We start from the raw sequence: 24388 nt of genomic DNA, 5'->3' as shown, positions 1-24388 counted from the left end.
CCGGACTCGCGCGCACGCGTACTCCTTCAGCCGGCAGGTTCAGGAGGAGCCGTCGGAGTCGGTCGCGCAGCCGGCAGGTTCAGGAGGAGCCGTCGGAGTCGGTCGCGAACGCCTTGCCTGCGGCTCCCGACCGGGTGACGCCGTCGACTGCCGGGCAGACACCGAAGACACGGTCGTAGCCGGTCCAGCCGTTGACGTGGCCGCGGTTGTTGCTGATCTGAACCCGCTTCCCGGCGGGGTCCAAGGCCGACACCAAGTGCAGGTAGGCCGTCCCGGCGACCCGGGCCGGACGATGTCGCCGACGTCCGGCTTCGACGGGTCGACGGGAGCGACGACCGTCTGCCGGCGACTGCGTATCAGCGGGACCCCGGAATCGGCGGCCGGCGTCAGCGTGGCGCGGTCAGGCGGGCTGCCACAGTTCGATCCGGTTGCCCTCGGGATCGGTGACCCAGCCGAAACGACCGACGCCCTCCATGTCCTGCGTTTCCTCGGTCACGTCCGCTCCCCCGGCACGCAATTGCGCGAGCATCGCGTCCAGGTCACGGACCCGGAAGTTGAGCATGGTCTGCTGCGTGCGGGACCCGAAGTAGTCGGTTCCGGCCTCGAACGTCGCGAACACCGTGGGCCCGGATTCCTGACGCCACAGGCCGTTCCCCTCTGCGTCCAGACCCAGGCGGTCGCGATACCAGGCGCTCAGCGCCGCCGGGTCGGCAGCCCGCAGAAAGTAACCACCGATTCCAAGCACACGTTCCATGCCGCCATCCTGCCAGGACGCCGATCAGGCGGTCCGGCACCACACCATCGCCCTCTTCTCACCCTCGTGTCACCGGTGCCGTGACCGGAGGACAGCCGGACGGAACCCTGACGCGTCGTCCCGGTGCGCGTCCGGCCTCACCGATGGCGCTCGTGGAGCACCGCGATGCCGGCTCCGTCGCGGGCCTGCCGGGTCATGCCCCCGCCGACCGCGGCGAATTACACGGTCAGAGCCCGCGTGTCCGACCCATCGGTGAGCGCACCATCGGTAGCACCGGATGTCGAGGCCGGAGTCCGAAAGCAGTGATCGAGCACGATCGCCTCGCCCGATCGCGCCCCATCCGGCACCTACATCCCAGGGACCGGCAATTTCAACCTTAAACGTGCTCAATACCATTTGTACGGTGATGAGTTGGCAGTACCTTGGACGCGCGCCCAAGACCCGCCACACCGCAGTGGTCCTCACAGCCCTCCCGGTGGAGTACGACGCCATGCGCGCCCATCTGGCACGCAACGAGGAACTCGTCCACGACGACGGCACCCGGGTCGAGCGCGGTTGGCTCGAGGGCTCCTCCTGGAGCGTTGCGCTCGCGGAGTTGGGCGAGGGAGCCGTGACCGCCGCTGCACTCACCACCCAGATCGTCGGCTGGCTCCGCCCCGAGGTACTGCTCTTCGTCGGAGTCGCCGGAGGCCTCAAGGACGACATCGAGATCGGCGACGTCGTGGTCGGGACGAAGGTGTACGCCATCCACGGCGGCAAACAGACCCCGCAGGGATTCCACGCCCGGCCCCAGGTCTGGCACTGCTCGCACCGGTTGGCACAGGCAGCGCGTTCCGCACTGCGGGACATGCGGGACGTGCCGGTGCACTTCAAGCCGATCGCATGCGGTGACGTTGTCCTGGCCGACGAAAGGTCCGTGCTTGCGGAGCACATCCGACAGCACTACAACGACGCCTGTGCCATCGAGATGGAGGGCTCCGGCGCGGCCCACGCCGCCCACCTGAACGGTCAGTTGGACACCCTCGTCGTCCGAGGCATCAGTGACCGGGCCGACGCCGACAAACACAAGGCCGACTCCGCAGGATCCCAGCAGCGGGCCGCCGAGCAGGCGGCGACGGTGGCGGTGGCCATCCTGCGCAAGCACCAGCCGCGCGGCGGCTCATCCCACGCCCAGAGCCGCCCCCGCCCCGATCACGAGGCCTCGGCCGCCCACGGCAGGAACCAAGTCGGCTACCGGGACGCCACCTTCCACAATCCCGTCGCCGGAAAAGATGCGGAGTCGGAGCGGTGAGCCGCAGGTCGATGCCGCCGGAGTGGGCGCACGAGCTGCCCGGACCCTCATGACCGCCCACCTGGAAGGACTTCTGCGTGACTGCACGGTCTTGCTGTGCGATGTCCAGGGAGAGCCCATCGGATCGGGCTTCTTCGCGGCGCCCGGACTGGTGCTGACGGCAGCGCATGTGGTCGGCGGTGCAGGCGAGGGGATCAGTGTCCGTTGGAGGGGTTCGCCGGTCGAGGTGCTCGGCGTCGAGTGGCAGAATCCGCAGAACTCCCCAACCGGCGCGCTGTGGGACCTACCCGACCTGGCCCTCTTGAGGCTGAATACGGACACGGTGAACGATCATCCGTGTGTGTTGCTCGGTGACGGCGGCGGAGGTCATCGGTTTCTCCGCCGGGCAGGTTTTCGCGTTCGCTCGCGGCTGGTTCTCCGGCGACACGGCGCGCGGCGAGGAACTCGAGGCCGAACTGCTCGAACGCCCAGAGCTTCGCGACCTGGCCAGGGTCCCCCTTCTGGCGGCGTTCCTGTGCAGCCTGGCCGCCGAGGGCGATCAGGTGCGGGTTCTGCCGACCACACGGGCACAGATCTACCGGTCGGTCATGCTGGGGGCGCTGTCCGGGCGGTGGCGCGCCCTCGGTCAGCAGGCCGTGGATCCGGATAATCCGCCCGAACCGAAGCTGCGGCTGAACATCCTCGCCGACGCCGTCGGACGGCTCGGCCGCCCGTGGCGTTCGAGGGTCGACCGTTTCCCCCGCGCGGAACTCGCCGCTGCCCTGCGCGAGCACCCGCAGTACGCCCTTGCGGAGGACGAGGCTCAAGCTCGATGGTGGGCCTGGCAGACCCTGCGCCCCGCCGCCGGCGACGGAACCAGGCCGGCGGTGAGAGGCACACTGATCTGGGAGTACATGTTCGATGGGCTCCTCGCCCACGATGTCTCCGAGAGCGGCGAACCGGCGCTCCGGTTCGTCCATCCGGTCCTCGGCGAGTTCTGTGCGGCAGCCTATGTGGCGGGCCTGGCCGAGCCTGAGCTGAGGGAGGTCGTGGAGGCCCATCGCTGGTTCGATGCTTCCTGGCAGGAAGTGTGGCCGCTGACCGCCGATCTGATGCCGGAACCGGACACGCTCGTCGGGTTGCTTCTCGACTCCTCGGTGGACGCGTGGTTCGAGCAGACGTTTCTGGCGAGCCGGTGCGTGGCGGCGGCCGGGCGGCGGGTAAGTCCGCAGCTGCGGGAACGCGTCGTGTCGCGCGTACTCACCGCAGCGCGGCGATGGCGGTCGTTCGACCGCGACCGCGCCCTGATCCATCTCGGCGAACTCGTCCGTGCGCGGCTGGTGGAGGCGGTGGAAGCGGCGCATACGCTGCTGGGGGACGATCCGGGCGTGGCGGCCAGGATGAAGATGGCCTCCGCGCTCGCCGAGATCGGTGACGACACCGGCCTCCGGATCGTACGGGCGTCGCTCACGGACTCCGGTATCCCGTCCGCCTACCGGGCGTGGTGCGCGAGATCCGCGGTCGTGGTCGAGGACACCGATGCGCTGGCCGCCCTACTCGACGCCATCAAGGGCGCGCGTACCGTCGGAGAGCTGAAACTGCTCGTCAGCGCGGTGCCCGTCGAGAGCAGAGTGGGTGGTGAGTTGGCGCTGCGGATCCTCCGCGACCAGCGAGTGCACGGCTCCATCCGTGCCGCCGTCGGTTCGGCAGTGGTCCACGCGGGCGGTGAACACCGGATCCGGCTGGCCAAGGAGATGGCCGGGACGCCACTGACGGCCTGGGGGGTGAGGGCAGCGCTGATAGCCGAGTTGCTCTCGGTGGGCGAGGACGATGTACTGCCTCTGGGGCTGGGACTCTTCGACGACCCGAACCTGTCGGCCCCCCAGCGCGTCACCCTCGTGGAGGCGCTCATCCGTCGCGGTCAGATGGCGGTCGTCCCGCGTGCGGTGGCCATGCTGGAACGCGGCGACGTGTACTGGGACCAACGGCGGAGGTTGGCAAGTTCCGTCGCCGAAGTCGGCACCGTAGGCGTCGATGAACTGCTTCGGCAGGTGCGCTCCCCGCTGCCCATCGAGCTGAAGATGCGACCCATCATCGCGCTGGTCGAGGTGGGTGAGTGTCTGGAGCTGGCCGCCGAACTGGTCGCCGACAGCGGGGCGCCCTCATGGATCCGCAGCCGGGTCGCGACAAGTCTGCTGCAACGCGGATACCTTTCGATACCGCACGAGGTACTGGACGCACTCGCCACGGAAGCGGATCCGGAGAACCAGTTCCAGGGTGAACTGATCACCGCCATGCTGGCACGCAAGGTTCCGGGGGCCGGTGACGCGGCCCGTGATCTTCTGGCCCGTAGCGCCGCTTCGCGCGACCACAGCGTGGCGCAGGGCCAGTTCATCGCCGACCTGACGACCGCGGGCTCAGAGGGCCAGGCCGTGCTCGTTCGCATCGCGCAGGACGGGGACCTGACCGAGGAGGACCGGGCGCTGGCCGTGATCGCGCTGGGCAATGTAGCGCCCGACGAGGCAGCACGTCTGGCTCTGGCGCTGTCGGAACAGGTCTCCCGATTCACCGACGCTCGCATGGTCCTCCTCCTTGGGGACAAGGGTGTCGTCGAACTGGCGGACCGGCTGGTGGGGCTCCTGAACGACGAGCCGACGGTCTACGGCACACTGTTCCGGCTGCTCGGCAGCTCCCGTGCCGACCGTGAGCTGGTCGAGCGCCTGCTACCGGCCGGCGACGGGTCGACCAGCGAACCCGCACCCGAGCCGCGCCCCAGAACGAAGATCGGCCCGGACTACCTGGAAGGCGCCGGTCTGGTCTGGTCGTCCAATGCGGAGCGGGACTACTTCATCGAATGGATCATGAAGCAGATCGAGGAGAGGGTCGGCTACAAGATCAGCGTCTTTCTCACACCGGGCCAGCTGAACGAGTTCGGCCAGTTGGAAAGCACGGAGCAGGGTATCGACTTCCTCGCCACCCGGTCCGCCGGATACCCGGAACTGGTACGTGACCAGTTGGCGGCCATGCAGGACGAGATCCGCCGGGATCCCTCGATGATCCCGAATTTCGTGGCGCGCGACATTCCGCCTCTGCGTCGCCTCTCCTTCGTCGCCGACACTCTGAACGAATGGGTTCATGTCACCAAGACTCAAGGGGAGGACGGCAGCGCACGTTTCTTCGGACGCAACGCCCGGACGATCGGCACCGAGGAGGCCCAGGCCCTGCTCACCCTCGCCTGCCGAATGTCGCCGTCGATCAATCCCTATGAGGGCCACTTGTATCTCGTGAAGATGGCCTTGCGGGACGGCACCGAGGCGACGATTCGACGAATGGCCGAGCCTGCCCGCATGTACGACCTGCTGCGGGACTTTCTCAGCGAGGCGAACGGCAGCGAGCTTCTCGACGCCGCGCTGGCGAGGCTCGTCCTCGCACCCAAATCGGAGGTGGCGTTCTTCTACGGCTCACTCGGCGCGGCACTCCTCGATCAACGGCAACTGAGTGTGCGGCTGATGGCCATGAGCGGGCACCATGCCAACAAGGAACAGCGGGCCGAGGGTTTGAAAACCCTGAACGTACAGGCGGCTCGGTTCTGTTGGCCGGAGGACTTCGTACAGCTGTTGCGCGTCGCGCTCGACGGAGAGTGACCGACCGTGCGGTCATGCCCCGTTCGACGCAACGGCCAGGTCTGCGCACCGATCAACGAGGTTCTCGTCAGCGGAGGCGCCGACGCGACCCTGGAGACCTACGCGGCCTGCTCCTGCGGTCGCCGATTCCCCCTGTCGCGAACGGCAGCGCAGCGGCTGGGCAAGGTGATCGCCGGCTACCGCGCCGCGCCGACGGCGACCGCCGATCCGGCCGAAGCACGCAGGCTCGATTCCCTCATCGAACGGACCACCTGTCCGACCGGGCGGGTCAGCCCGCTGTCCAAGCAGGGCATCGTTCCGATCGGCACGCCGGTCCTTCATCGCTCCACCGAGCCGGTGACGGTCATCAGCACAGGGCTCGCGAGATTCGGACTGCACATGGTGTCGGCGATGCGGCGCGCCAAGGGAATCGGGCTGGCCGCCAACCAGGTCGGCGTCCCCGTCCGGGTACTCGCCCACAACCTGGGCCGGGTTCTTCCGCAGATCATGGTCAATCCGAAGGTGACCCGGTCCCAGGGAAGGTGGACCTACGGCGAGGGCTGTTTGTCGCTGCGGATCGAGGGCACCGCGGTGGATGTCGTCCGGCCCAGGATCATCAGCGTCGTCGCCACCTTGCTCGACGGTCGAGTGATCGCCGTTCGGGCCGACGAACTTCTCGCCCGCGTTCTCCAACACGAGCTGGACCACCTCGACGGGATCGAGTACGTACAGCGGCTCGTCGGCGCGGAACGGGCGGCGGTCTACGCGCTGATCGAGCAGAGCGGCGGCGACCTGTCGTTCCTCCCGCCCCGTCCCTACGACCGCTGAACCGTGCTGTCCGCCCATTGGTCGTGTTCGCGGCGGGGGGGCGGGGCGGTCATGACTGAGGCTCCTCAGAGGCTGCGGGCGACGATGTCGCCGTAGGCGGTGGTCGCGTGGATGTTCAGGCCGGCGGCGCCGTCGGTGTTCTTCAGCGCGTTGTCGACCCGGCCGTAGCCGGTGCCGGCGTCCAGGGAGGCGGAGACTCCGCGGGCGGCGCCGACCGACACCTCGCCGGCGTCGGTGCGCAGCACGACCGTGCCGCGCACGGCCTCGGCGATCCGGATGTCGCCCTTCTTGGTGCTGATCTCCGCAGGGCCCTTGAGGCGGCCGACCGCGACGTCACCGGCGAGCAGGGTGAGGCGGGCACTCGCGGCCTCGTCGAGCTTGATCGCTCCGTGCGAACCCTCGATGACGACGTCGCCGAGCCGTCCGACGCCCCGGAACTCGGCGCTGGCCGCCTTCGCCTCGACCCAGGAATCGGCGGGCAGTTGGATGGTCACCTCGATGGCTCCGGAGTTGCCGAGGATCCGGTTCTGCGCCGAGGCCTCGATCCGCAGGACGCCGCCGCCGTATTCGACCCGGGCCTGCTCCGCGGCCTTCACGTCGCGGCTGTTCGAAGCGTCCGCGGGCAGGACCTCGACGGTGGTGTCGGCCCGGTCGGCGGCGATGAACCGGATGCGCCCCGCGGGGATGTCGAGGACGGCGGCGATCGGGGCGGGGGTCTCGAACTTGTACATCGTGCTCTCCTTCGGTCCGTTGTTTCCGACACCGGAAAAGCTACGTTGCATTCACGAATCTATCAACATCTTCGTTGCATCAAATCAGAGTATGTGCAGTTCAGGGCATCCAAATCGTTGCAATGGCTTGGAATTCAATGCAACGGCGGCGGACCCTTTCGTTGCAATGAATGGGGAATGAACGCTATGCTGGCGACACCACGGCGCACGAAGGAGATCGCAATGCCGGGAGGCAGACTCACCCAGCAGGAACGCCAGCAGATCGCGCTGGGACTGGCCGACGGCCTCGCCTACGCGGAGATCGCCAGACGTCTCGATCGTCCGACCTCGACGATCACGCGTGAGGTGATGCGCAACGGCGGCCCCACCGCCTACCGCGCCGACCTGGCCCACCACGCGACCGAACGCCGCACCCACCGGCGCAGGCAGGCCACTCCCCGGGGGGCGGCACCCGCACCGGCCCACGGACGTGATGCCGAAGCCGTGCGCGAGTACGAGGAGATGTTCACCACCCTCCTCATGGGACAGGGCCTGCCCAAGATGATGTCCCGGGTACTGACCTGCCTCTACACCACCGACGCGGGCAGCCTCACCGCGTCCGAGCTCGTCCAGCGCCTGGAGGTCAGCCCGGCGTCCGTGTCCAAGGCGGTCGCGTTCCTCGAGAGCCAGGGCCTCATCGGCCGGGAACGGGGCGAAGGCCGCCGCGAGCGCTACCTCGTCGACGACGACGTCTTCTATCAGTCGACGATCGCCAGTGCCAGGTCCAGCGCCCTGCTCGCCGAGGCCGCTCGGCAGGGCGTCGGGGTCCTCGGCTCCGACACCCCGGCCGCCGCCCGCCTCGAGAACATCGCCCGCTTCGTCGACTTCGTCGCCGAGGGCATAACCCGCGCCGCGGAGCAGGCCCGCGAGGTCCTCCACACGAAAGCCAAAGCACCCTAGGGCTGCCGACCGGGCGGTTCAACCGGTCAGGTGGCGTTCCAGCCAGTCCGCGGCGGCTCGGCGGAACAGTCGGCGGTTGTCCGCGCGCAGGAAGTCGTGCCCCTCGTCCCTCAGGGTGAGCAGTTCGGCCGGGATGCCGCGGTCGCGCGCCGCCCGTACGAACTGCTCGGACTCCGCCGGCGGCACGTTGGTGTCGTGTTCGCCGTGGACGGCGAGCAGGGGGACGCGCAGCGCGTCGACGCGGGTCATCGGCGAGAGCTCCCGCAGCAGTTCGCGGTCGCGCTCGGGGTGGCCGTACTTGTGGGCCGCCGACTCGGCGAGCCAGGGCTCCGTACCGGCGAAGAAGGTCGCGAGGTCCGACATACCGCAGACAGCGACGCCGGTGCGGAACAGATCCGGGTGCCGCACGAGGGAGGCGAACGTCAGGTAGCCGCCGTACGAGCGCCCCATGACCGCCAGTCGGGTCGGGTCGGCGGGGCCCGCCGGCACCGCGTGGGCCGCGCAGTCCGCGACGTCGTCCAGCGCGGCGAAGCGTCCGGCGCCCAGGTCGGCGTCGACGAACGATCTGCCGTGCCCCGAGGAGCCTCGGACGTCGGGGGCGAAGACGTCCAGCCCACGCCCGGTCAACTCGTGGTAGAGCGGGCTGAAGACCGGGCGTTCGTGCTCTTCCGGACCGCCGTGCAGATGGATCACGCAGGGCGCCGGGTCACCGGGTGCCCGGCCCGGCGCCCGGTAGTACCAGCCGCTCAGGGGCAGTCCGTCCCGCGCCGTGAGCCGCAGGAGGACGGGGCGTACGGGCCGGCGGTCCGGCGCGGTGGCGTCCTCGTCACGGGAGGACCAGGGTGTGCGCATCAAAGCAACGCCCTCGGCGGCCCACCACACCCCGGGGCGGCGTTGGGAGCCGGACAGCGCGGGCAGCAGTCCCCGCGGGCCGGCCCTCTCGACACGGGTGACGACCTCGTGCGGCAGGGGGACGGTCGTCGTGGCCAGCGGCCCGTAGGGGGCCCGCCGCGTCGGGAGGGGTTCGACGAGTTCGAGCCGGCTCTCCCCCCGTTCGTTCCAGGACAGGGCGGCGGTGCGGCCGTCGTGCGAGAACGCCAGGAGGTCGAGGTCGCTGTCCTGCCGTTCCGCCATGACGGACGTGCCGTGCGGTAGGCCGTCGGTGCCGAGGGCGACGGCGAGGAGTGCCGCGTACTCGCGTTCGGCGTCGCTGCGCAGCCAGAGCGTCCGCCGGTCGGGGGAGAACCGTCCGATCCACGGATCGCCGTCGGCGACCGGCACGGTGCACGTGGTGGCCGAGTCGGCCGTGCGCCGGACGACGGCCTCCCGCCGTCCTCGCGGCCCCCGACGCAGCAGCACGAGACCGCCGTCACGGCTGATGTCGCACACCCGCAGGGTGGCGGCGTGCGTCTCGGTGGCCAGGAGGACGGGGGACGCCAGACCGTCGGGGTCGATCAGGTAGGCCGACAGCCCGCCGTCGGGACGGACCGACGGTACCGGGGGCTCCGGCACGTCGGCCGCCGTGACGTTCTGCCCCGGTCCGGGTGCGGTGTCGTACGGAGTTCCGCCCAGGAGTGTCGCCCGGCCGTCCCTGTCGGCCCAGTTGGCCGGCAGGGCGGCGTCGGCACGGGTCGGTCCCGCACCGTTCTGTGGCGTGCCGGCGCCCGGCGCGGCGAGCGTGACGGCGACGGCCGAGCCGTCGTGCGCCCAGCAGCCCAGGTGGGCGGTATGGCCCGGGTCGGCCCCGGCCAGCACGCGGCGGCCGGTGCCGTCGGGTCGTACGCACAGCACCCTGGTGTGCTCGCCACCGCCCGGTGCGGTGGTGTAGGCGATCCAGCGGCCGTCCGGTGACCAGGACACCTCCTTCACCGGGTCCGGCAAGGAGTCGAGAAGGTGCGGCACCTCGCCCCCGGCGAGGGGCCCGGCCCACAGCTGGGGGACGCCGCCCCGGTCGCAGATGAAGGCCGCCTCGGTGCCGTCGGGGTTGGCGGAGGGATACCAGCAGCCGTGGGAACGCAGCCGCGTCACGGCGTCCCGCGGACCGCTCGCCTCGGGCAGGGGGACCGGCGCGGGGGCCGGGGCGGCCGCGAAGGCGGTGCCCCTCGCGTCCGCCGCCCGCGTGTCGGGGGGCGTCGGGGCGACCGGGTCGCCGGCCGGGGCCGCCGCCGCGCTCGGCCCGCCACTCACGTGATGCCGTGCGTCTGCAGCCATATCTCCAGCAACGCTATCTGCCACAGGGCGTTCGCTCCCCGTTTGGTGCGGTGCTCGTCGGGCGCCTCCAGGAGCTGGGACACGTACGACTCCTGGAAGAGGCCGCGCCCCCTCGCCTCGGGTGCCTCGAGCGCTTCGCGTACCCGCTTCAGGACGGGGCCCGCCATGTGCCTGATCGCCGGGACCGGGAAGTAGCCCTTGGGGCGGTCGACGATGTCCCGGGGCAGCAGCTGACGGCCGGCTGCCTTCAGCACGCCCTTGCCGCCGTCGGCCAGCTTGTATTCCGGCGGGCAGGCCGCGGCCAGCTCGACCAGTTCGTGGTCGAGGAACGGCACTCGGGCCTCCAGCCCCCAGGCCATGGTCATGTTGTCGACCCGCTTGACCGGGTCGTCGACGAGCATCACGTGCGTGTCCAGACGCAGGGCCGCGTCCAGGGCCGTCTCGGCTCCGGGGACCACCATGTGGTCCCGGACGAAACGGCCCGAGACGTCGTCGCCGGGCAGCATGCCGGGTTCCAGGACCCGGGTGAGGTCGGCGTGCGGCCGGTCGAAGTACGTGTCGGCGTACCGCTCGGCCGCGTCCGCGCGGGCCGCCTCGGCGAGCCGCGGGTACCAGTGGTAACCGGCGAGCACCTCGTCGGCGCCCTGCCCGCTCTGCACGACCTTCACCTCCTTGGACACCTGCTCGGACAGCAGGTAGAAGGCGACCACGTCGTGGCTGGTCATCGGCTCGCTCATGGCCGCGACGGCACCGTCCAGGGCCGTCGACACCCGGTCGGAGGGCACCATCAACCGACGGTGGTCGGTGCCGAACTCCCGGGCCACCAGGTCCGAGTAACGGAACTCGTCGCCCCCTTCCCCGCCCTCCGACTCGAACCCCACGCTGAACGTCATCAGGTCCCGCTGCCCCGCCTGTGCCAGCAGCGCGACGATCAGGCTGGAGTCCAGGCCCCCGGAGAGCAGGACGCCGACCTGGACGTCGGAGACCATCCGTCGGCGTACGGCCGTACGCAGCGCCTCCAGCATCGCGTCGCGCCAGTCGTGCGCGCCCATCGCCGCGTACTCGGCCCGGCGCGTGTACGACGGCTGCCAGTAGCGGTGGTCGTGATGGGTGCCGTCCGGTTCGACGACCCGCACGGTGGCCGGCGGGAGCTTGCGCACACCGCCGAGGACGGTACGCGGGGCGGCGACCGTGGCGTGCCAGCTCAGGTACTGGTGGACGGCGACCGGATCAAGTGAGGTGTCCACATCGCCGGCGGCGAGAAGGGCGGGCAGGGAGGACGCGAACCTCAGCCGTCCCGGCGTCCGGGCCAGGTACAGCGGCTTGATCCCCAGCCGGTCGCGCCCCAGCACCACGCGTCCGGACCGGTGCTCGACGAGGGCGAAGGCGAACATGCCGTAGAAGCGCTCCACGCAGGCGGTGCCCCACTGCAGGTAGGCCTTCAGGACCACCTCGGTGTCGGATGTCGTCGTGAACCGGTGGCCCAGGCCCCGCAGCTCCTCGCGCAGCTCCCGGTAGTTGTACACACAGCCGTTGAAGACTCCGGTGAGCCCGGCGCGGGAGTCGGTCATCGGCTGCGCCGCGAGGTCCGACAGGTCGATGATCTTCAGTCGCCGATGTCCCAGCGCCACCGCGCCTCTCGTCCAGATTCCCCGGCCGTCGGGACCACGGGCGGCGAGCCGCTCGCTCATGCGCTCGACGGCCGCGAGATCGGGTCGGTGACCGTCGAAGCGGATCTCCCCGCTCAGACCGCACATGATGTGGCGCCTCCGTTTCGTTCGGCGTGGGCCGACCGCCGGTACGTGGGTACCGGGCGGCCGGCGCAGGGCAAGGGTTCGTCCGTGACCATGGCGACTCACCTGCGGGTCAGCGGTCGCGCGAACGGTTGGGCGGGGTCCGTCACACCGGGGGCCTGCGGAAGGTTCCCGCGGTGGGTGGCCGCCGCCCTGCCGGGGGCGCGTTCGCCGCGGGTCTCGGCGATCAGCATGTCGACACAGGCCAGCAGATCCTCTTCCTCCGCGACACGGCGCATGCGGCGCGCCGCACTGCCGACGGCGAGGGCTTCCTCCGCCAACGAGCGGACGGTCTCCCAGTCGCCGTCCGCCTCCAGGGCGGGGCGCAGCCTGGTGAGCAGCGTGCGCACGACCTCCCCGGCGGGCGCCTCCTCGTGGGTCCCGGGATCCACCAGGCCGCCTTCGAGCCCGGACCGGGCCGCCCGCCAGGAGGCGCCGCGCAGCCACTCGTGCCGGCCGTCGCAGCGGGGGGCACCGCCCGTCCCGAGCCGCTCGCGGGCCTCGGTGACCAGGGCACGGAACAGTCCGGCGACGAGCACGACGGTCTCCGCGCGCGGACAGGAATCGCCGATGCGCAGTTCCAGCGTCTGGAGATGCGCGGAGGGACGCACGTCGTAATAGATCATCCCCGCGTCGCTGATGATCCCGGACCCGACGAGGTCGCGCACCGTGGCGTCGTACTCGTCCGCGCTCGCGAAGCAGCCGACCGGGCCCGCGGTGGGCCAGCGCTGCCAGAGCATGGTGCGCCAGCTCGCGTACCCGGTGTCGGCCCCCTGCCAGAACGGCGAACTGGCGGAGAGCGCGAGCAGCACGGGCAGCCAACCGGAGACCGCGCACATCACCCGCACCGCGGTGTCGCGGTCGGGGACGTCCACATGGACCTGGGCACCGCAGATGAGCTGCTCGTCGGCGACGGTGCGGTAGTCCTCGACCATGCGGCGGTAGCGCGCTCCGGCGGTGGGGTGCGCGGCTGCCGCCGGAGCGAGTGGCGCCGCGCCGGCGGCCACCGCCGCGAGGCCCAGCGAAGAGGCGGCCGCGTCGAGCTGCCGTCTCGTCGCGGCGAGGTCGGCGTACAGCTCGTCGAGGGACGTGTGCACCTCGCTGTTCGACTCCACGGTGGATTGGTGCAGCTCGGTGGTGAAGGTACGCCTCGGGAGGCGTCGCAGGAGCGAATTGGCGCGCGGCACGAGCAGCCCGCTCTCCACCTCCAGGACGTGGAACTCCTCCTCCACTCCGATACGAACGCTCACGGTCACTCCTCGGGGTGATGCGGAGCGGCTGTTCGCCGCAGGCGAAGGGTCCGTCACCGGCGCGCACTGCGGCAGGTGAGGGGCTCCGAGTCACCAGATCGCCGATTTATAAGCACACATTGCATATGTAACGTTGGCAAATCACGGACGAACAGGCGCGCGACTGGCGGCATCCGGGATCCGGCCGCGCCCGACGCCGCCGACTGTGCCGTCGCGAAGGCTCGGCGGAGTCGAATCCACCGCGACCCCATTGACGAGACGGACCGTCTCGTCTAGCTTCGTGTCCATCGGTCGGCAGCCGATGCTCCCGCTGCTCGCCGCCCGTTCCTGCTCGCCCGGCAAAGGACTGCTCTTGCACCGTGCTCCCGTCGACACCACCGTCACCGCCTCTCCTCTCACCACGTCCCAGATTGCTCTTGCCGAGGTGACCAAGCGCTACGGCGACCGCAGGGTGCTCGACCGCGTGTCTCTCACCGTCCGACCGGGCGAAAGGGCCGGGATCGTCGGGGACAACGGCTCCGGGAAGTCCACGCTCCTGCGGTTGCTGGCAGGACAGGAGCCGGTCGACGACGGCCGTCTGACCGTCGTCGCACCGGGCGGGATCGGCCACCTGCGCCAGACTCTCGATCTGCCCGGTTCGGCACGCGTGGGCGATGCCGTGGATCACGTACTGGGCGAACTGCGCACGCTCGAACACCGTATGCGCGTCGCCGAGGCCACACTGCGCACGGCCGGCCCCGCGCAGCTCGAGCGCTACGCCGCGCTGGTGGCCGAGTTCGACGCGCGGGACGGGTACGGAGCGGATCGCCGGGTCGAGGTGAACCTGCGTCGGCTCGGCGAGCGCGCGCCGCTGGACCGGGAGCGGGTGCTGAGCAGCCTCTCCGGAGGACAGCGCTCCCGGCTCGCGCTCGCCGCGACCCTGGCCTCGGCCCCCGAACTCCTGCTGCTCGACGAGCCGACCAACGACCTGGACGACGAGGCCGTGGCCTGGCTCGAAGGACATCTGCGCCGTCATCGGGGCACGGTCGTCGTGGCCACGCACGATCGGGCGTTCCTGGAAGCCGTCACCGGCACCGTCCTGGAAGTGGACCACGACCGGCGCACGGTACGGCGCTACGGCAACGGATACGGCGGCTTCCTCGCCGCCAAGGCGGCGGCCCGCGCCAGGTGGGCTCGGGATCACGAGCAATGGCGCAACGAGGTCGCCCGACAGGAACACCTCGCCGACTCCGGTATCGGGCTGCTGGCCGGGATCCCCAGCAAGGGGCCGAGGGCGTTCAGCGGTGCCGGCGCCTTTCGGGCGCGCTCGCGGGCACACGGCGCACAGAGCCGCATCCGGAACGCGCGCGAGCGGTTGCAACGGCTCATGGAGCACCCCGTGCCGCCACCTCCGCAGCCCCTGCGGTTCACCGGCCGTCTCGAAGCCACGCCGGCCGCCGAGGACACATCGACGTCAGCGCACCTGGAAGGCGTCCTGGTCGCCGGGCGGTTGTACGTTCCGTCCCTGGAACTCGCCCCCGGTGACCGGCTCCTCGTCACCGGACCCAACGGTGCCGGCAAGAGCACCCTTCTCCAGTTGCTGGCAGGGGAACTGACGCCCGACGCCGGGATCGTGCGGCGACCGCGCCGGGTCGGCTTCCTCCGTCAGCAAAGCGCGCCCGGCGACGCCATCGATGCCCGCACGCTGCTCGCGGCCTTCGCCGCCGACCGGGCCGGCCGGCCCGACGAACACGCCGACGCCCTCCTCGCGCTCGGCCTGTTCCACGCCGCCGATCTCACCGTTCCCGTACGGAACCTGTCCGTCGGACAGCGCCGCAAGCTCGAACTGGCCCGGCTCGTGACGGCCGGCCCGCTCGATCTGCTCCTCCTCGACGAGCCGACGAACCACCTGGCTCCCGCCCTGGTGGAAGAGATCGAAGCCGCCCTGGCGCGCTACACCGGCACGCTGGTCGTGGTGACGCACGACCGGCTCCTGCGCGAACGCTTCCACGGACGCCACCTGGAACTGCCCGTGGCCGCCGAGCAGGAGGGCCGGAACTGACGACCTGCCCGCGCCCACCGTCCCACCTGCCCCCACACCGAACGACCCCTCGGCGGCGGGCCGTTCGGCCGCTCAAGGGCAAGACGTACGCGACCTGCCCGGAGTTCGCCGCGCTGGGGGACGGCGGTATTCCAGCCCGTTCGACCAGGTCCGTCGCCGCTCCGCGTAGGCTTCGCTCAGCACGGACGCGGCGGGGGGCGAGGCACATGACAGCTCGGACGACACAGAGGTGGGGGTCGACCCTCGATTCGGTGGTGGTCTACGCCCAGGGCGCGGTCTGCCGCCGCCTGGCCTCGGGCGGCGTGCCGCCGGACGGCCGGGTGCGGGTGACGGGACTGCCCCGCTCACTGGACCCCGGGTCCCTGCGGGCCCGTGTCACCGGCACCGCCGGCGTACGCGTCACCGAGGCACGGGTGGAGGTCGAGGCCGAGCCGCTCGCCGCGACCGCCCCCGAATCCCTGCGGCGCGAGGTGGAGCGGCTGCTCGACGAGCGCGCGGCGGCACAGGGGCGCCTGGACCGGCAACTGAGGCTGATCGAGGAGGTCAAGGGGCTGCGGCCGGTCCCGCCGGCCCGCAGGCGCGATGACCCGCACCGCCGCACCCCGGTCGACGCGTGGCTGGAGCTCGCCGATTTCGTCGACGAGCGGCTGGCCGGCCTGCACACCCGCCTCGTCGAGCTGGAGGAGGCGCTGGGCCACGCCGATCACGCGCTCTCCGTCGCCGCCGACCGGCTCGCCCGCGCCTCCACCGACGCACCGGCGACGCACACGGAGACCACCGTCTCGGCGGTTCTCACCCTCGACGGCACCGGTGACGCGGAAGTGGAGCTGGAGTACGGCGTGCCCGGCGCGGTCTGGGTGCCGACCTACCGTCTCACCTACCGTCAGGACGACAGCAGCGGCCGTCTGGTGCTGCGCGCCTCGGTCGCCCAGCGCACCGGCGAGGACTGGACCGGTGTGCGCATCGCCCTGGCCACCGCCGACCTACGGCGCCGTACCGACCTGCCCAGGCTCCGCTCCCTGCGGATCGGACGCCGTCAGCCCGCGCCTGTGCCGTCGGGCTGGCGTGAGCCTCCGACGGGCCTGGCCGACCTGTTCGCCGGGTACGACGTGGCGCCCCTTCGGCCGGCCAGGACCGTCGATCCCCTCACTCCCGGGGGCGGCCCCGTGGCCGCGGCGGCCGGCTTCGCGCCCGTTCCGGTTGCGCCGATGCCGCCGGCACCGCAGGGGTACGGCGAGTCGTTCGCCGCGGCCCCGCCTGCCTATGGCGCACCGCCCCCTGTGCCTCCGCCGGGCAGCGCGGGCACCGCATACCCCCAGCCCTTCGGCGGCGGGTCGAACGAGTCCGCGCAGCCGGTCCCGTCGCGACCGGGCGGCAGGCCGCGAGCCCGCAGCATGCCCCTCTCGGCGCCCGCCGCCATGGCTCCCCCGGCTGCCCTCGCTCGGGCGGCGGCACCACCCCCGGCACCCGCGGCACCCGGCGGCGCCCCGACGCCGCAGCCTGTCGCGCCGGCGGCCGGTCCGCCCCGGCCGAGCGGCGCCGAACTCGACTACACCGCCCTCGTGTTGTGCGGCCCGGACGAGCAGGGCGGTCGCCGGGGCCTGCTGTTTCCGCACTCCCCCTTCGACCCGGTGGCGGCCGAGCACCGCCGCCGCGCCGAGGCGGTGACGGCACTGCCGCTCCCCGGACATGCGGTGCGGCCCCGCGAGTCGGCCGGCTCCTTCGACCACCGCTTCGACGCCGTGGCCCGCGCCGACATTCCCTCGGACGGCACCTGGCACACCGTCACCGTCGGCGAGTTCCCGGTCGGTCTGCGCACCGAGTACCTCTGCGTGCCGTCCGTGGAACAGACCGTCTACGCGACGCTGGTGCTCTCCAACTCCACCGACCAGGCGCTGCTGGCCGGCCCGGTGGAGGTCACCGCCGGTGACGACTTCCTGCTCACCACCGCCCTGCCCACGCTCGCCCCGGGCGGTGAGTGCCGGGTGGGGCTCGGTCCGGCCCAGGGCGTCCGGGTCACCCGCCGTACGAACCTGCACGAGTCGACCTCGGGGCTGCGCAGCAGCACCACGGTGCTCGACCACCGCGTCCACGTGGAGCTGGCCAACCAGCTCGGCGAGCTCGTCACGGTCGAGGTCCGTGAGCGGGTCCCGGTCACCTCCGACGCGGACATCCGGATCGAGGAACGGGCCGACTGGACGGCGCCGCGGGACGGCGCGGGCCCGGAGCAGCACGCACCCGGCACCCGCGTCTGGCGGGTGGACCTGCCCGCCGGCACCACCACCGCCCTCGACGGCGGCTACGAGATCCGTATCGCGTCCGCCAAGACGCTGGCCGGCGGCAACCGCAGGAGCTGACACACCCCATGTCCATGGCACCGGAGCCGATCCCCCTCCCCGTCACCGCCGTCACCTGTCAGGAGGACCGCGCCCACGTCGAGCGCACCACCGTGCTCGACCTGGAGGCGGGAGTCCACAGGCTGCGTCTCGGGCCGGTCAGCGCGCTGGCCGTCGACCGTACGCTCCACGCCGAGCTGACCGCCGAACACCCGGCGACCGTGCTCGACGTGCGGATCGTCCGCGAGTGGACGCCGCGCGGGCCGCGGCCCGCCGACGGCGACTCCGCCCTGCGCCACCGCGTGCACACGCTCGAAGAGGAGCTGCTCGCCCTCGGACGTCGGCGCGACCGGCTGCACGCCCGCGTCGACGCGCTGGGCCGTCTCGCCGCCGATCTGCTGCGGGAGATCGGCGAAGGCGCCGGCACCGGAGAGTCCGAGGCGCTCCGCTGGACCCGCGAACTGGACCGGGTGGACGAGGAACGCGACTCCTACGGCGAGCGACTACGCACCGTGGAAGCCCGGCTGGCGGGACTCGGCGCCGAACTCGCCGAGGCGCGGCGGGTCATGGACCTCTCCGAGGAGCAACCCGCCGAGCTGGTCGGGCACATCGAACTGACCCTGGAGGCCACGGCCGCCGGGCCGGCCGACCTGCGCGTCAGCCACCTCACCCCGTGTGCGCTGTGGCGGCCCGCCTACCGGGCGGTACTCGACGGCGAGTCCCTCACGCTGGAGACCGACGCGATGGTCTGGCAGCGCACCGGCGAGGACTGGTCCGACGTACGGCTGACGCTGTCGACGGCACGCTCCGCACAGTCCACCGAGCCACCCCGGCTGGACGAGGACCGCCTGACGCTCCAGGACCGCGCCTCCGCGGAGCGCCGCACCGTCGACGTCGAGCTGCGCGAGGAGGAGATCGCGGACCTCGGTCCGGTACCGGTGCTCGGCCTGCCGGGAGTGGACGACGGCGACGAGGTACGGGTGCTGAACTCCCCCGCGCCGGTCTCCGTGCCCGCGGACGGCCGGGCCCACCGTGTGCCGCTGTCCTCCTTCGCCACGACCGCGAGCATCGAGTACGCCTGCACACCCGAGCTGTCCCCGCTGGTCACGCAGGTGGCGCGGTTCGACAACCGGTCCGGCCACGCGCTGCTCGCCGGACCCGTCGACCTGATCCGCGGCAGCGGATTCACCGGCCGCGGCACCCTGGACTTCACCGCTCCGCACGCCCCCGTCGAACTCGCCTACGGCAGCCGCGACGACCACCGCGTCGTCCGGCACACCGAGGAGACCCGGGACACCGCCACGCTCACCCAGCGGACCGTGGTCACCCGTACCGTCACGCTCCACGTGTCCCGCTTCTCCTCCCCCGGCGAACACGGCGAACGGGTCATCGTCCTGCGCGAACGGATCCCGGTCTCCGAGGTCTCGGCGGTGGAGGTACGGCTGCGCAAAGAGGCCTGCTCTCCCGCCCCCGACACGGTCGACGCCGACGGCATCGCCTGCTGGAGCCTGGCCCTGCCACCCGGCGGCCGACGCACCGTCACCCTGGTCTACGAGCTGTCGGCGAGCGCGAAGGTCGCCGGGCTGTAGGGCGCCGTCCCGCCTGGACACCACGCGCCGGACGGCGTCTGCGGGGACTCGCATGCCCAGCGCCCGCCGATCCGTAAGGAACACGCGTATGAACGCTCACCGTTCCGTATGAACGGCGGCACCCCTCACCTCGATCCGCAGAACGAGCCTTCCGGCGGGCGGAGTTGACACATCCCAGCGGACTCCGCCCGGTGTCCTTCGCTCAGTCGACGCACACACTGCTCATCGTGGGCAGGGACGGCAAGGCCGTGTTCCGGCACGTGCCGCCCGACGGCGCGCAGCCACCCGTGCGGTCCGCGCGCGGGTGGCGCGCCCGCCCTAGAGCACGCGCAGGACGCCGACGACCTTGCCGAGGATCTGCGCCTCGTCGCCGCGGATCGGCGTGTAGGCCGGGTTGCGGGGCATGAGCCACACCTGCCCGTCCTGCCGGCGCAGCACCTTGACGGTGGCCTCGTCGTCCAGGAGCGCGGCGACGACGTCTCCGTGATCGGCGCTGTCCTGGCGCCGTACGGTCACGATGTCGCCGTCGCAGATCGCCGCGTCGATCATGGAATCGCCGGAGACCGTCAGGGCGAACAGGTCGCCGTCGCCCACGACTTGGCGGGGCAGGGCGTAGACGTCCTCGACCATCTCCTCGGCGAGCAGCGGGGCGCCGGCGGCGATCCGCCCGACGAGCGGCACATCCACCCGTGTCTCGCTCCTGCCGCCCAGGTCGGGCGCCCATGAGGGCCGGACCCGGTACGCGCGGGGGCGTTGCGGATCCCGGTAGAGCACGCCCTTGCGTTCGAGGGCCATCAGCTGATGAGCGACCGAGGACGTGCTGGCGAGCTCCACGGCCTGGCCGATCTCCCGCATGGAGGGCGGGTAGCCCTGCCGTTCGACCGACTCCGTGATGTAGCGGACGATGGCCGACTGGCGGTTCGTCAGCTCTCCTTCGGCGGTCCGGGGCCCCGGGGGACGCCCCCGGCGGGCGGACGCGGTGTTCTCCATCCGGGGCACCTCCGTGCAAGATCGTTCGGAATGACCCTAACCTGCCATCCCCCATAAATGGAACACCTTATCGAATCCCGCGGCTCGGAGGCCCGTGATCCGGGTTCCCGGTGGTGATCGACGTCCGAGCAGGCCGACCTCGGGTATCGCTTTCAGACCCTCCTGGAGTCGGACGGTCATGGCACCCGCACGGGTCGCGTTGCGCAGCCACAGGCCGCGGCGAGGCAGGCGTCGAGCCGGGCGGCGTGGAAGCGCATCTCGGACGCGAGCCGACCGGCGCGCTTGGCGCGGAAGGCCAGTTCGGCGGTGAGGGAGCCGTGGAAGACGACGATCGCGTCGGCGGTCATCGCGCCGGGAGGCGGCCCGACGGCGGGCCTCGGCGGGGGGCCCGCCGATCACTCGGCGGCGACGGCCCCGTCGTCACGCAGCAGCAGGGCGAGCAGCCCGGGAAAGCGCTCCTCGAACTCCTCGCGGCGCAGTCGGTTGACCCGCTTCGGGCCCTCGTCGCGCTGTTCGACCAGGCCGGCGCCGCGCAGGACCGAGAAGTGGTGACTGAGCGCGGCCTTGCCGACGGGCACGTCGAAGCTGCCGCAGCTACGCGTCCAGTCGGCGGAGCCCGCCAGGTCGCGGATCAGCTTGATGCGCACCGGGTCGGAGACCGCCGACAGCGCTGTCAGCACGGACACCTCCCGGGGATCCGTGTGCACCGGCGCCGCGCGGTGACCACCGCCCGCAGCCTCGTTCGACATGCCCCTCCCGTCTCAACGCCTGCCCCGACGGGACACCTCGCGGATCGTCCCGGCGGGTTGCCGAGTGTTCGACGGATATCTTACAGTCCCAGTGTTCGATTCTCGTTGAACACTCATCGAAGGGTGCGGTGATCCGTCATGCGCGCAGTCGAGTTCCAGGAGTACGGCGGCCCCGAGGTGCTGCGGGTCGTCCGGGCCGAGACCCCCGAACCCGGGCCGGGCCAGGTCTCCATCGACGCCGCCTACGTCGGCGTGAACTTCGCCGATCTCAAGGCGCGCTCCGAGGGATACCGGGTGCAGTCGCTGCCGTTCCGGCCCGGCCTGGAAGTGTCCGGGCGGGTCCGGGCCGTGGGCGACGGCGTTCAGGGGCTGCGGCCCGGACAGGTGGTGGCCGCGCTGGTCGACGGAGGCGCCTACGCGGAGGTGGTCGTCGCCGACGCCGTCACCGTCTTCCCGCTCCCCGAGGGCCTGGACCTGCGCACCGCCGCCACCTTGCCCACCGTGGTGCCCACCGCGTACGCCCTGCTCCACGAGGTCGGGCGGCTGCGGACCGGGGAGACCGTGCTGGTCCAGGGCGCGGCCGGCGGCATAGGCACGGTGGCCGGCCAGTTGGCCCGGGCGGCGGGCGCCGGCGCGGTGTACGGCGTGGTGTCGTCCGCGGCGAAGGCCGAACACGCGCTCAAGCACGGCTACGACGAGGTGTTCGTCGGTGACACCTTCGCCGACGACGTCCGCCGCGCCACCGGCGGCAGGGGGGTCGACCTGGTGCTCGACCCGGTGGGCGGCGACACCCTGCACCGCGGTCTCGACGCGCTCGCCGTCTTCGGACGGCTGGTGTCCTTCGGCAACGCGAGTGGCGCCGAGCCGTGGCACGTCGGGCAGCCCGAGCTGTACGCGCAGGGCCGTTCGGTCGGCGGCTTCTCCATCCTGGGGCTCGCCCGGTCCGCGCCCGAGGCGCTGCGCGCCCTCACCGAGCGCGCCTTCCGTACGGTCTCCGACGGCACCGTGAGCCTCCCGGTCACCGCGGAGTTCCCGCTGGAGGACGCGGCCGAGGCGCACCGGCTGATGGGCGGGCGCACCTCGACGGGGAAGCTGCTGCTGCGGACGGCCGACTGAGGGCGGTCACGGCGCGCACCCGGCCTGCGGCCCCCGGTCGCGCCGTGCGGCGCGGCGACCGCTCCCCCGTCGGCCAGGATGTCCACGCCCGTGCGGAACGACGCCATGTACGGGCGCGAGGCACGAAGGAAGACGCACAGGAGTCGCACATATGAACTGATAAGTTCCTGATGTCCCTTGAGTGGATTTCGGCCAGTAGGGTGAGCGGGCGGTCGGGCGAAGGACACACCGCCACCGGGGAGTTCCGGATGTGCCGCCCTTTCGTCTGCCGCCGTTCCGGAACTTCGGGCGGCCGTGCTGTTGTCGCGCCGCCCTGTGCCACCAGGGGGGCAGGCCATGCGGGTGCTCGCGGACAGATACGAACTGGTCGAGGCCGTCGGACGCGGCGGAATGGGGGAGGTCTGGCGCGCCACGGACCGGGAGCTCGGCCGCACCGTCGCGGTGAAGGTGTTGCCGCCGGAACTCACCCGGCACGAGGAGTTCCGCGTCCGGTTCCGTCGCGAGGCACGCACCGTGGCCTCGCTCAACCACCGGAACGTCGCCGTGCTGCACGACGTCGGCGAGGACATCACCGACGCCGGGACAACTCCGTTCCTGGTCATGGAGTTCATCGAGGGGCGCACCCTGACCGCCGCCCTGGCCGACGGCGCGTTCACGGTCGTCAGGGCGCTGGCGGTCGCCAGGGACATCGCCGACGCCCTCGCCCACAGCCACTCCCAGGGCCTGATCCACCGCGACATCAAACCGTCCAACGTCATGCTGACGTCCGAAGGCGGCATCAAAGTACTGGACTTCGGGATCGCGAAGGTCGTAGCGGAGACCACCACCCGCCTCACCGCGACGGGCATGACGGTGGGCACCCCCGCCTACCTCTCCCCCGAGCAGCTCACGGGCCGGCCGGTGGACGGCCGCTCCGACCAGTACTCCACGGGCTGCCTGCTCTACGAACTGCTCACCGGGCGCCCCCCGTTCCTCGGCGACTCCCCCTTCGCGGTGATGCACCAGCACATCAGCCAGGAGCCGGTCGCGCCCTCCCGGCTGCGCCCGCAGATCCCGGCCGTGGTGGACGACCTCGTGCTCCGGACCCTGGCGAAGGACCGGGAGCAGCGGCTCGGCAGCGCGGCCGAGCTGCGGGACACGTTGGCGGCGACCCGCACCGCGCTCAGCACCCCGGCGGCCGCGCCGAGGCCGCGGACCGCCGCCCAGGCCCCGGCCACGCCGCCCGCGCCCGCCGTGCCGCCCGCGCGTACGAAGGCCGACACCAAGGCGGGTCCCGGGCACACGGCGCTGGCGCACCAGGAGACCCGCACCGCGCTGACGCCGCCCAGGCCCGCCGTCCCGCCTCCCGGTGGGCCGGTGGACCCGGTCGTGCCCGGCGCCGGGGACGGTGGTGCCCGGACGCCGTACACCGCGCCGACGAGCGGCGGCAGCCCGTCGGCCTCGCCCGGCGGGCGGCGGTTCACCGTCACCACCGGCAGGATCGTCGCCCTGCTGGGCATCGTCGTCTCCGGCGTCGTCGCCATCGGCTGCCAGGACGCGTACGCGGACGCCTCCGACGAGCTCGTCGGCGTGTGGGTGGCCGCCGTCGTACTCGGGCTCGCCCTGTTCCGCTGGCTTCCCGTCACCTCGACGCTGCTGTGGTGGGGGGCCGGGGCCCTGGTCACGGCGAGCGTCGCGGTCGGCGGCGGGGTCGACGACTACGACTACACCTCGGTCACCGAGAGCGACTTCGGCACCCTCTACTACTACGACTCCTCCTACGGGTCGTACTACGAACTGCCGGCCGACTCCTCCGGCTACCGGCTCTTCGAGGACGACTACAGCGGCGGGTACGATCCCGCGCAGGCCGACGTCAGCCACGACTTCACCGCGCACGACAACATCGAGATCCTCGCCGTTCCGGCGCTCGCCCTCGCCACGCTCTGTCTCGTCCGCGCGCTGAGCCGGCGGCGTCCCTCGCCCCTCGCGGCGGCGGCCGGCCTGACCCTGGGCGGCCTGGGAGTCGGCTGGCTCGCCCTCGGTTCGGACGAACAGACGGGGGTGTTCTCGGTGGGCTGGGCCGTGATCGTCGTCGTCGCCGTCGTCCAGGAGATCCGGGCCCGCAGGAACGCCCCGCCTCGTGTCCGCCGCCGACTGCGGTTCGTCACGGCCGAGTAGCGGGCCGCGGC

18 protein-coding genes are annotated in these 24388 nt (G+C 71.8%); 9 read left to right on the top strand and 9 right to left on the bottom strand.

Annotated elements, in window-relative coordinates; genetic code table 11:
* Positions 1-79: 79 nt before the first annotated feature.
* A complete protein-coding gene (locus OHU34_RS40435) occupies positions 80-244 on the bottom strand; it encodes a hypothetical protein (RefSeq protein ID WP_230196027.1) in 165 nt (54 codons plus the stop codon).
* Positions 245-400: 156 nt separating this feature from the next.
* Entirely contained in the window at positions 401-754 is a 354-nt protein-coding gene (locus tag OHU34_RS40430) for a VOC family protein (RefSeq protein WP_405771269.1), read from the bottom strand.
* A 406-nt stretch (positions 755-1160) separates the two neighbouring features.
* Between OHU34_RS40430 and OHU34_RS40425 the strand changes: the two genes are divergently transcribed.
* From OHU34_RS40425 to def, 3 genes are all read left to right on the top strand, one after another.
* Positions 1161-2045: a 5'-methylthioadenosine/S-adenosylhomocysteine nucleosidase gene (locus OHU34_RS40425; RefSeq protein ID WP_405771267.1), complete on the top strand. Its 885-nt coding sequence runs from the start codon at positions 1161-1163 to the stop codon at positions 2043-2045.
* 350 nt (positions 2046-2395) lie between these two features.
* Positions 2396-5668 carry an NACHT domain-containing protein gene (locus tag OHU34_RS40420; protein ID WP_405771264.1) on the top strand — a complete coding sequence of 1091 codons (3273 nt, stop codon included), beginning with the start codon at positions 2396-2398 and terminating at the stop codon, positions 5666-5668.
* A 6-nt stretch (positions 5669-5674) separates the two neighbouring features.
* Positions 5675-6475 (top strand): peptide deformylase, encoded by an 801-nt coding sequence (def, locus tag OHU34_RS40415; protein ID WP_405771261.1) that lies wholly within the window; start codon positions 5675-5677, stop codon positions 6473-6475.
* Positions 6476-6540: 65 nt separating this feature from the next.
* Here def and OHU34_RS40410 read toward each other — a convergent pair whose 3' ends face one another.
* Positions 6541-7206, bottom strand: a complete 666-nt coding sequence (locus OHU34_RS40410) for a DUF4097 family beta strand repeat-containing protein (protein WP_142268516.1) — start codon at positions 7204-7206, stop codon at positions 6541-6543.
* Positions 7207-7428: 222 nt separating this feature from the next.
* Here OHU34_RS40410 and OHU34_RS40405 point away from each other — a divergent pair, with 222 nt between their 5' ends.
* Complete coding sequence (locus tag OHU34_RS40405) at positions 7429-8145, top strand: helix-turn-helix domain-containing protein (protein ID WP_142268517.1); 717 nt, start codon at positions 7429-7431, stop codon at positions 8143-8145.
* 18 nt (positions 8146-8163) lie between these two features.
* On the opposite strand, the gene OHU34_RS40400 is transcribed toward OHU34_RS40405, so the two are convergent.
* The 3 genes from OHU34_RS40400 to OHU34_RS40390 all read right to left on the bottom strand — a co-directional run bounded on the left by OHU34_RS40400 (position 8164) and on the right by OHU34_RS40390 (position 13399).
* Positions 8164-10356, bottom strand: coding sequence for a prolyl oligopeptidase family serine peptidase (locus tag OHU34_RS40400; protein ID WP_230194961.1), 2193 nt, complete (start codon positions 10354-10356; stop codon positions 8164-8166).
* The gene (locus OHU34_RS40395) at positions 10329-12113 is read right to left on the bottom strand and encodes an N-acetylglutaminylglutamine amidotransferase (protein WP_405771256.1); all 1785 of its coding nucleotides are present in this window, start codon (positions 12111-12113) and stop codon (positions 10329-10331) included. The genes OHU34_RS40400 and OHU34_RS40395 overlap by 28 nt, the downstream gene beginning before the upstream one ends.
* A 98-nt stretch (positions 12114-12211) precedes the next feature.
* Positions 12212-13399: a glutamate--cysteine ligase gene (locus OHU34_RS40390; protein ID WP_405771253.1), complete on the bottom strand. Its 1188-nt coding sequence runs from the start codon at positions 13397-13399 to the stop codon at positions 12212-12214.
* Positions 13400-13679: 280 nt separating this feature from the next.
* Here OHU34_RS40390 and OHU34_RS40385 point away from each other — a divergent pair, with 280 nt between their 5' ends.
* From OHU34_RS40385 to OHU34_RS40375, 3 genes are all read left to right on the top strand, one after another.
* A complete protein-coding gene (locus OHU34_RS40385; protein WP_142268520.1) occupies positions 13680-15440 on the top strand; it encodes an ABC-F family ATP-binding cassette domain-containing protein in 1761 nt (586 codons plus the stop codon).
* 206 nt (positions 15441-15646) lie between these two features.
* Positions 15647-17797, top strand: a complete 2151-nt coding sequence (locus tag OHU34_RS40380; protein WP_405771250.1) for a DUF4139 domain-containing protein — start codon at positions 15647-15649, stop codon at positions 17795-17797.
* Positions 17798-17805: 8 nt separating this feature from the next.
* Positions 17806-19365 carry a mucoidy inhibitor MuiA family protein gene (locus OHU34_RS40375; protein WP_405771247.1) on the top strand — a complete coding sequence of 520 codons (1560 nt, stop codon included), beginning with the start codon at positions 17806-17808 and terminating at the stop codon, positions 19363-19365.
* Positions 19366-19683: 318 nt separating this feature from the next.
* Here OHU34_RS40375 and lexA read toward each other — a convergent pair whose 3' ends face one another.
* From lexA to OHU34_RS40360, 3 genes are all read right to left on the bottom strand, one after another.
* On the bottom strand, positions 19684-20355 hold the full coding sequence (gene lexA / locus OHU34_RS40370; protein ID WP_142268523.1) for a transcriptional repressor LexA: 672 nt from the start codon (positions 20353-20355) through the stop codon (positions 19684-19686).
* A 176-nt stretch (positions 20356-20531) separates the two neighbouring features.
* Positions 20532-20702: a hypothetical protein gene (locus OHU34_RS40365; protein WP_405771244.1), complete on the bottom strand. Its 171-nt coding sequence runs from the start codon at positions 20700-20702 to the stop codon at positions 20532-20534.
* Positions 20703-20750: 48 nt separating this feature from the next.
* Complete coding sequence (locus OHU34_RS40360) at positions 20751-21104, bottom strand: helix-turn-helix transcriptional regulator (RefSeq protein ID WP_020127220.1); 354 nt, start codon at positions 21102-21104, stop codon at positions 20751-20753.
* Between the two features lie 138 nt (positions 21105-21242).
* Between OHU34_RS40360 and OHU34_RS40355 the strand changes: the two genes are divergently transcribed.
* Together OHU34_RS40355 and OHU34_RS40350 are read left to right on the top strand one after the other, a co-directional pair.
* Positions 21243-22220, top strand: coding sequence for a zinc-binding dehydrogenase (locus OHU34_RS40355; RefSeq protein WP_142268524.1), 978 nt, complete (start codon positions 21243-21245; stop codon positions 22218-22220).
* Between the two features lie 336 nt (positions 22221-22556).
* A complete protein-coding gene (locus OHU34_RS40350; RefSeq protein ID WP_405771241.1) occupies positions 22557-24377 on the top strand; it encodes a serine/threonine-protein kinase in 1821 nt (606 codons plus the stop codon).
* Positions 24378-24388: the final 11 nt, after the last annotated feature.

Origin of the sequence: Streptomyces sp. NBC_00080 (genome assembly GCF_045041255.1) — a bacterium.
Lineage (GTDB): Bacteria > Actinomycetota > Actinomycetes > Streptomycetales > Streptomycetaceae > Streptomyces > Streptomyces coriariae.
The sequence above is the reverse complement of the archived record's forward strand: the minus strand, read 5'-3'. Positions and strand labels throughout refer to the sequence as shown.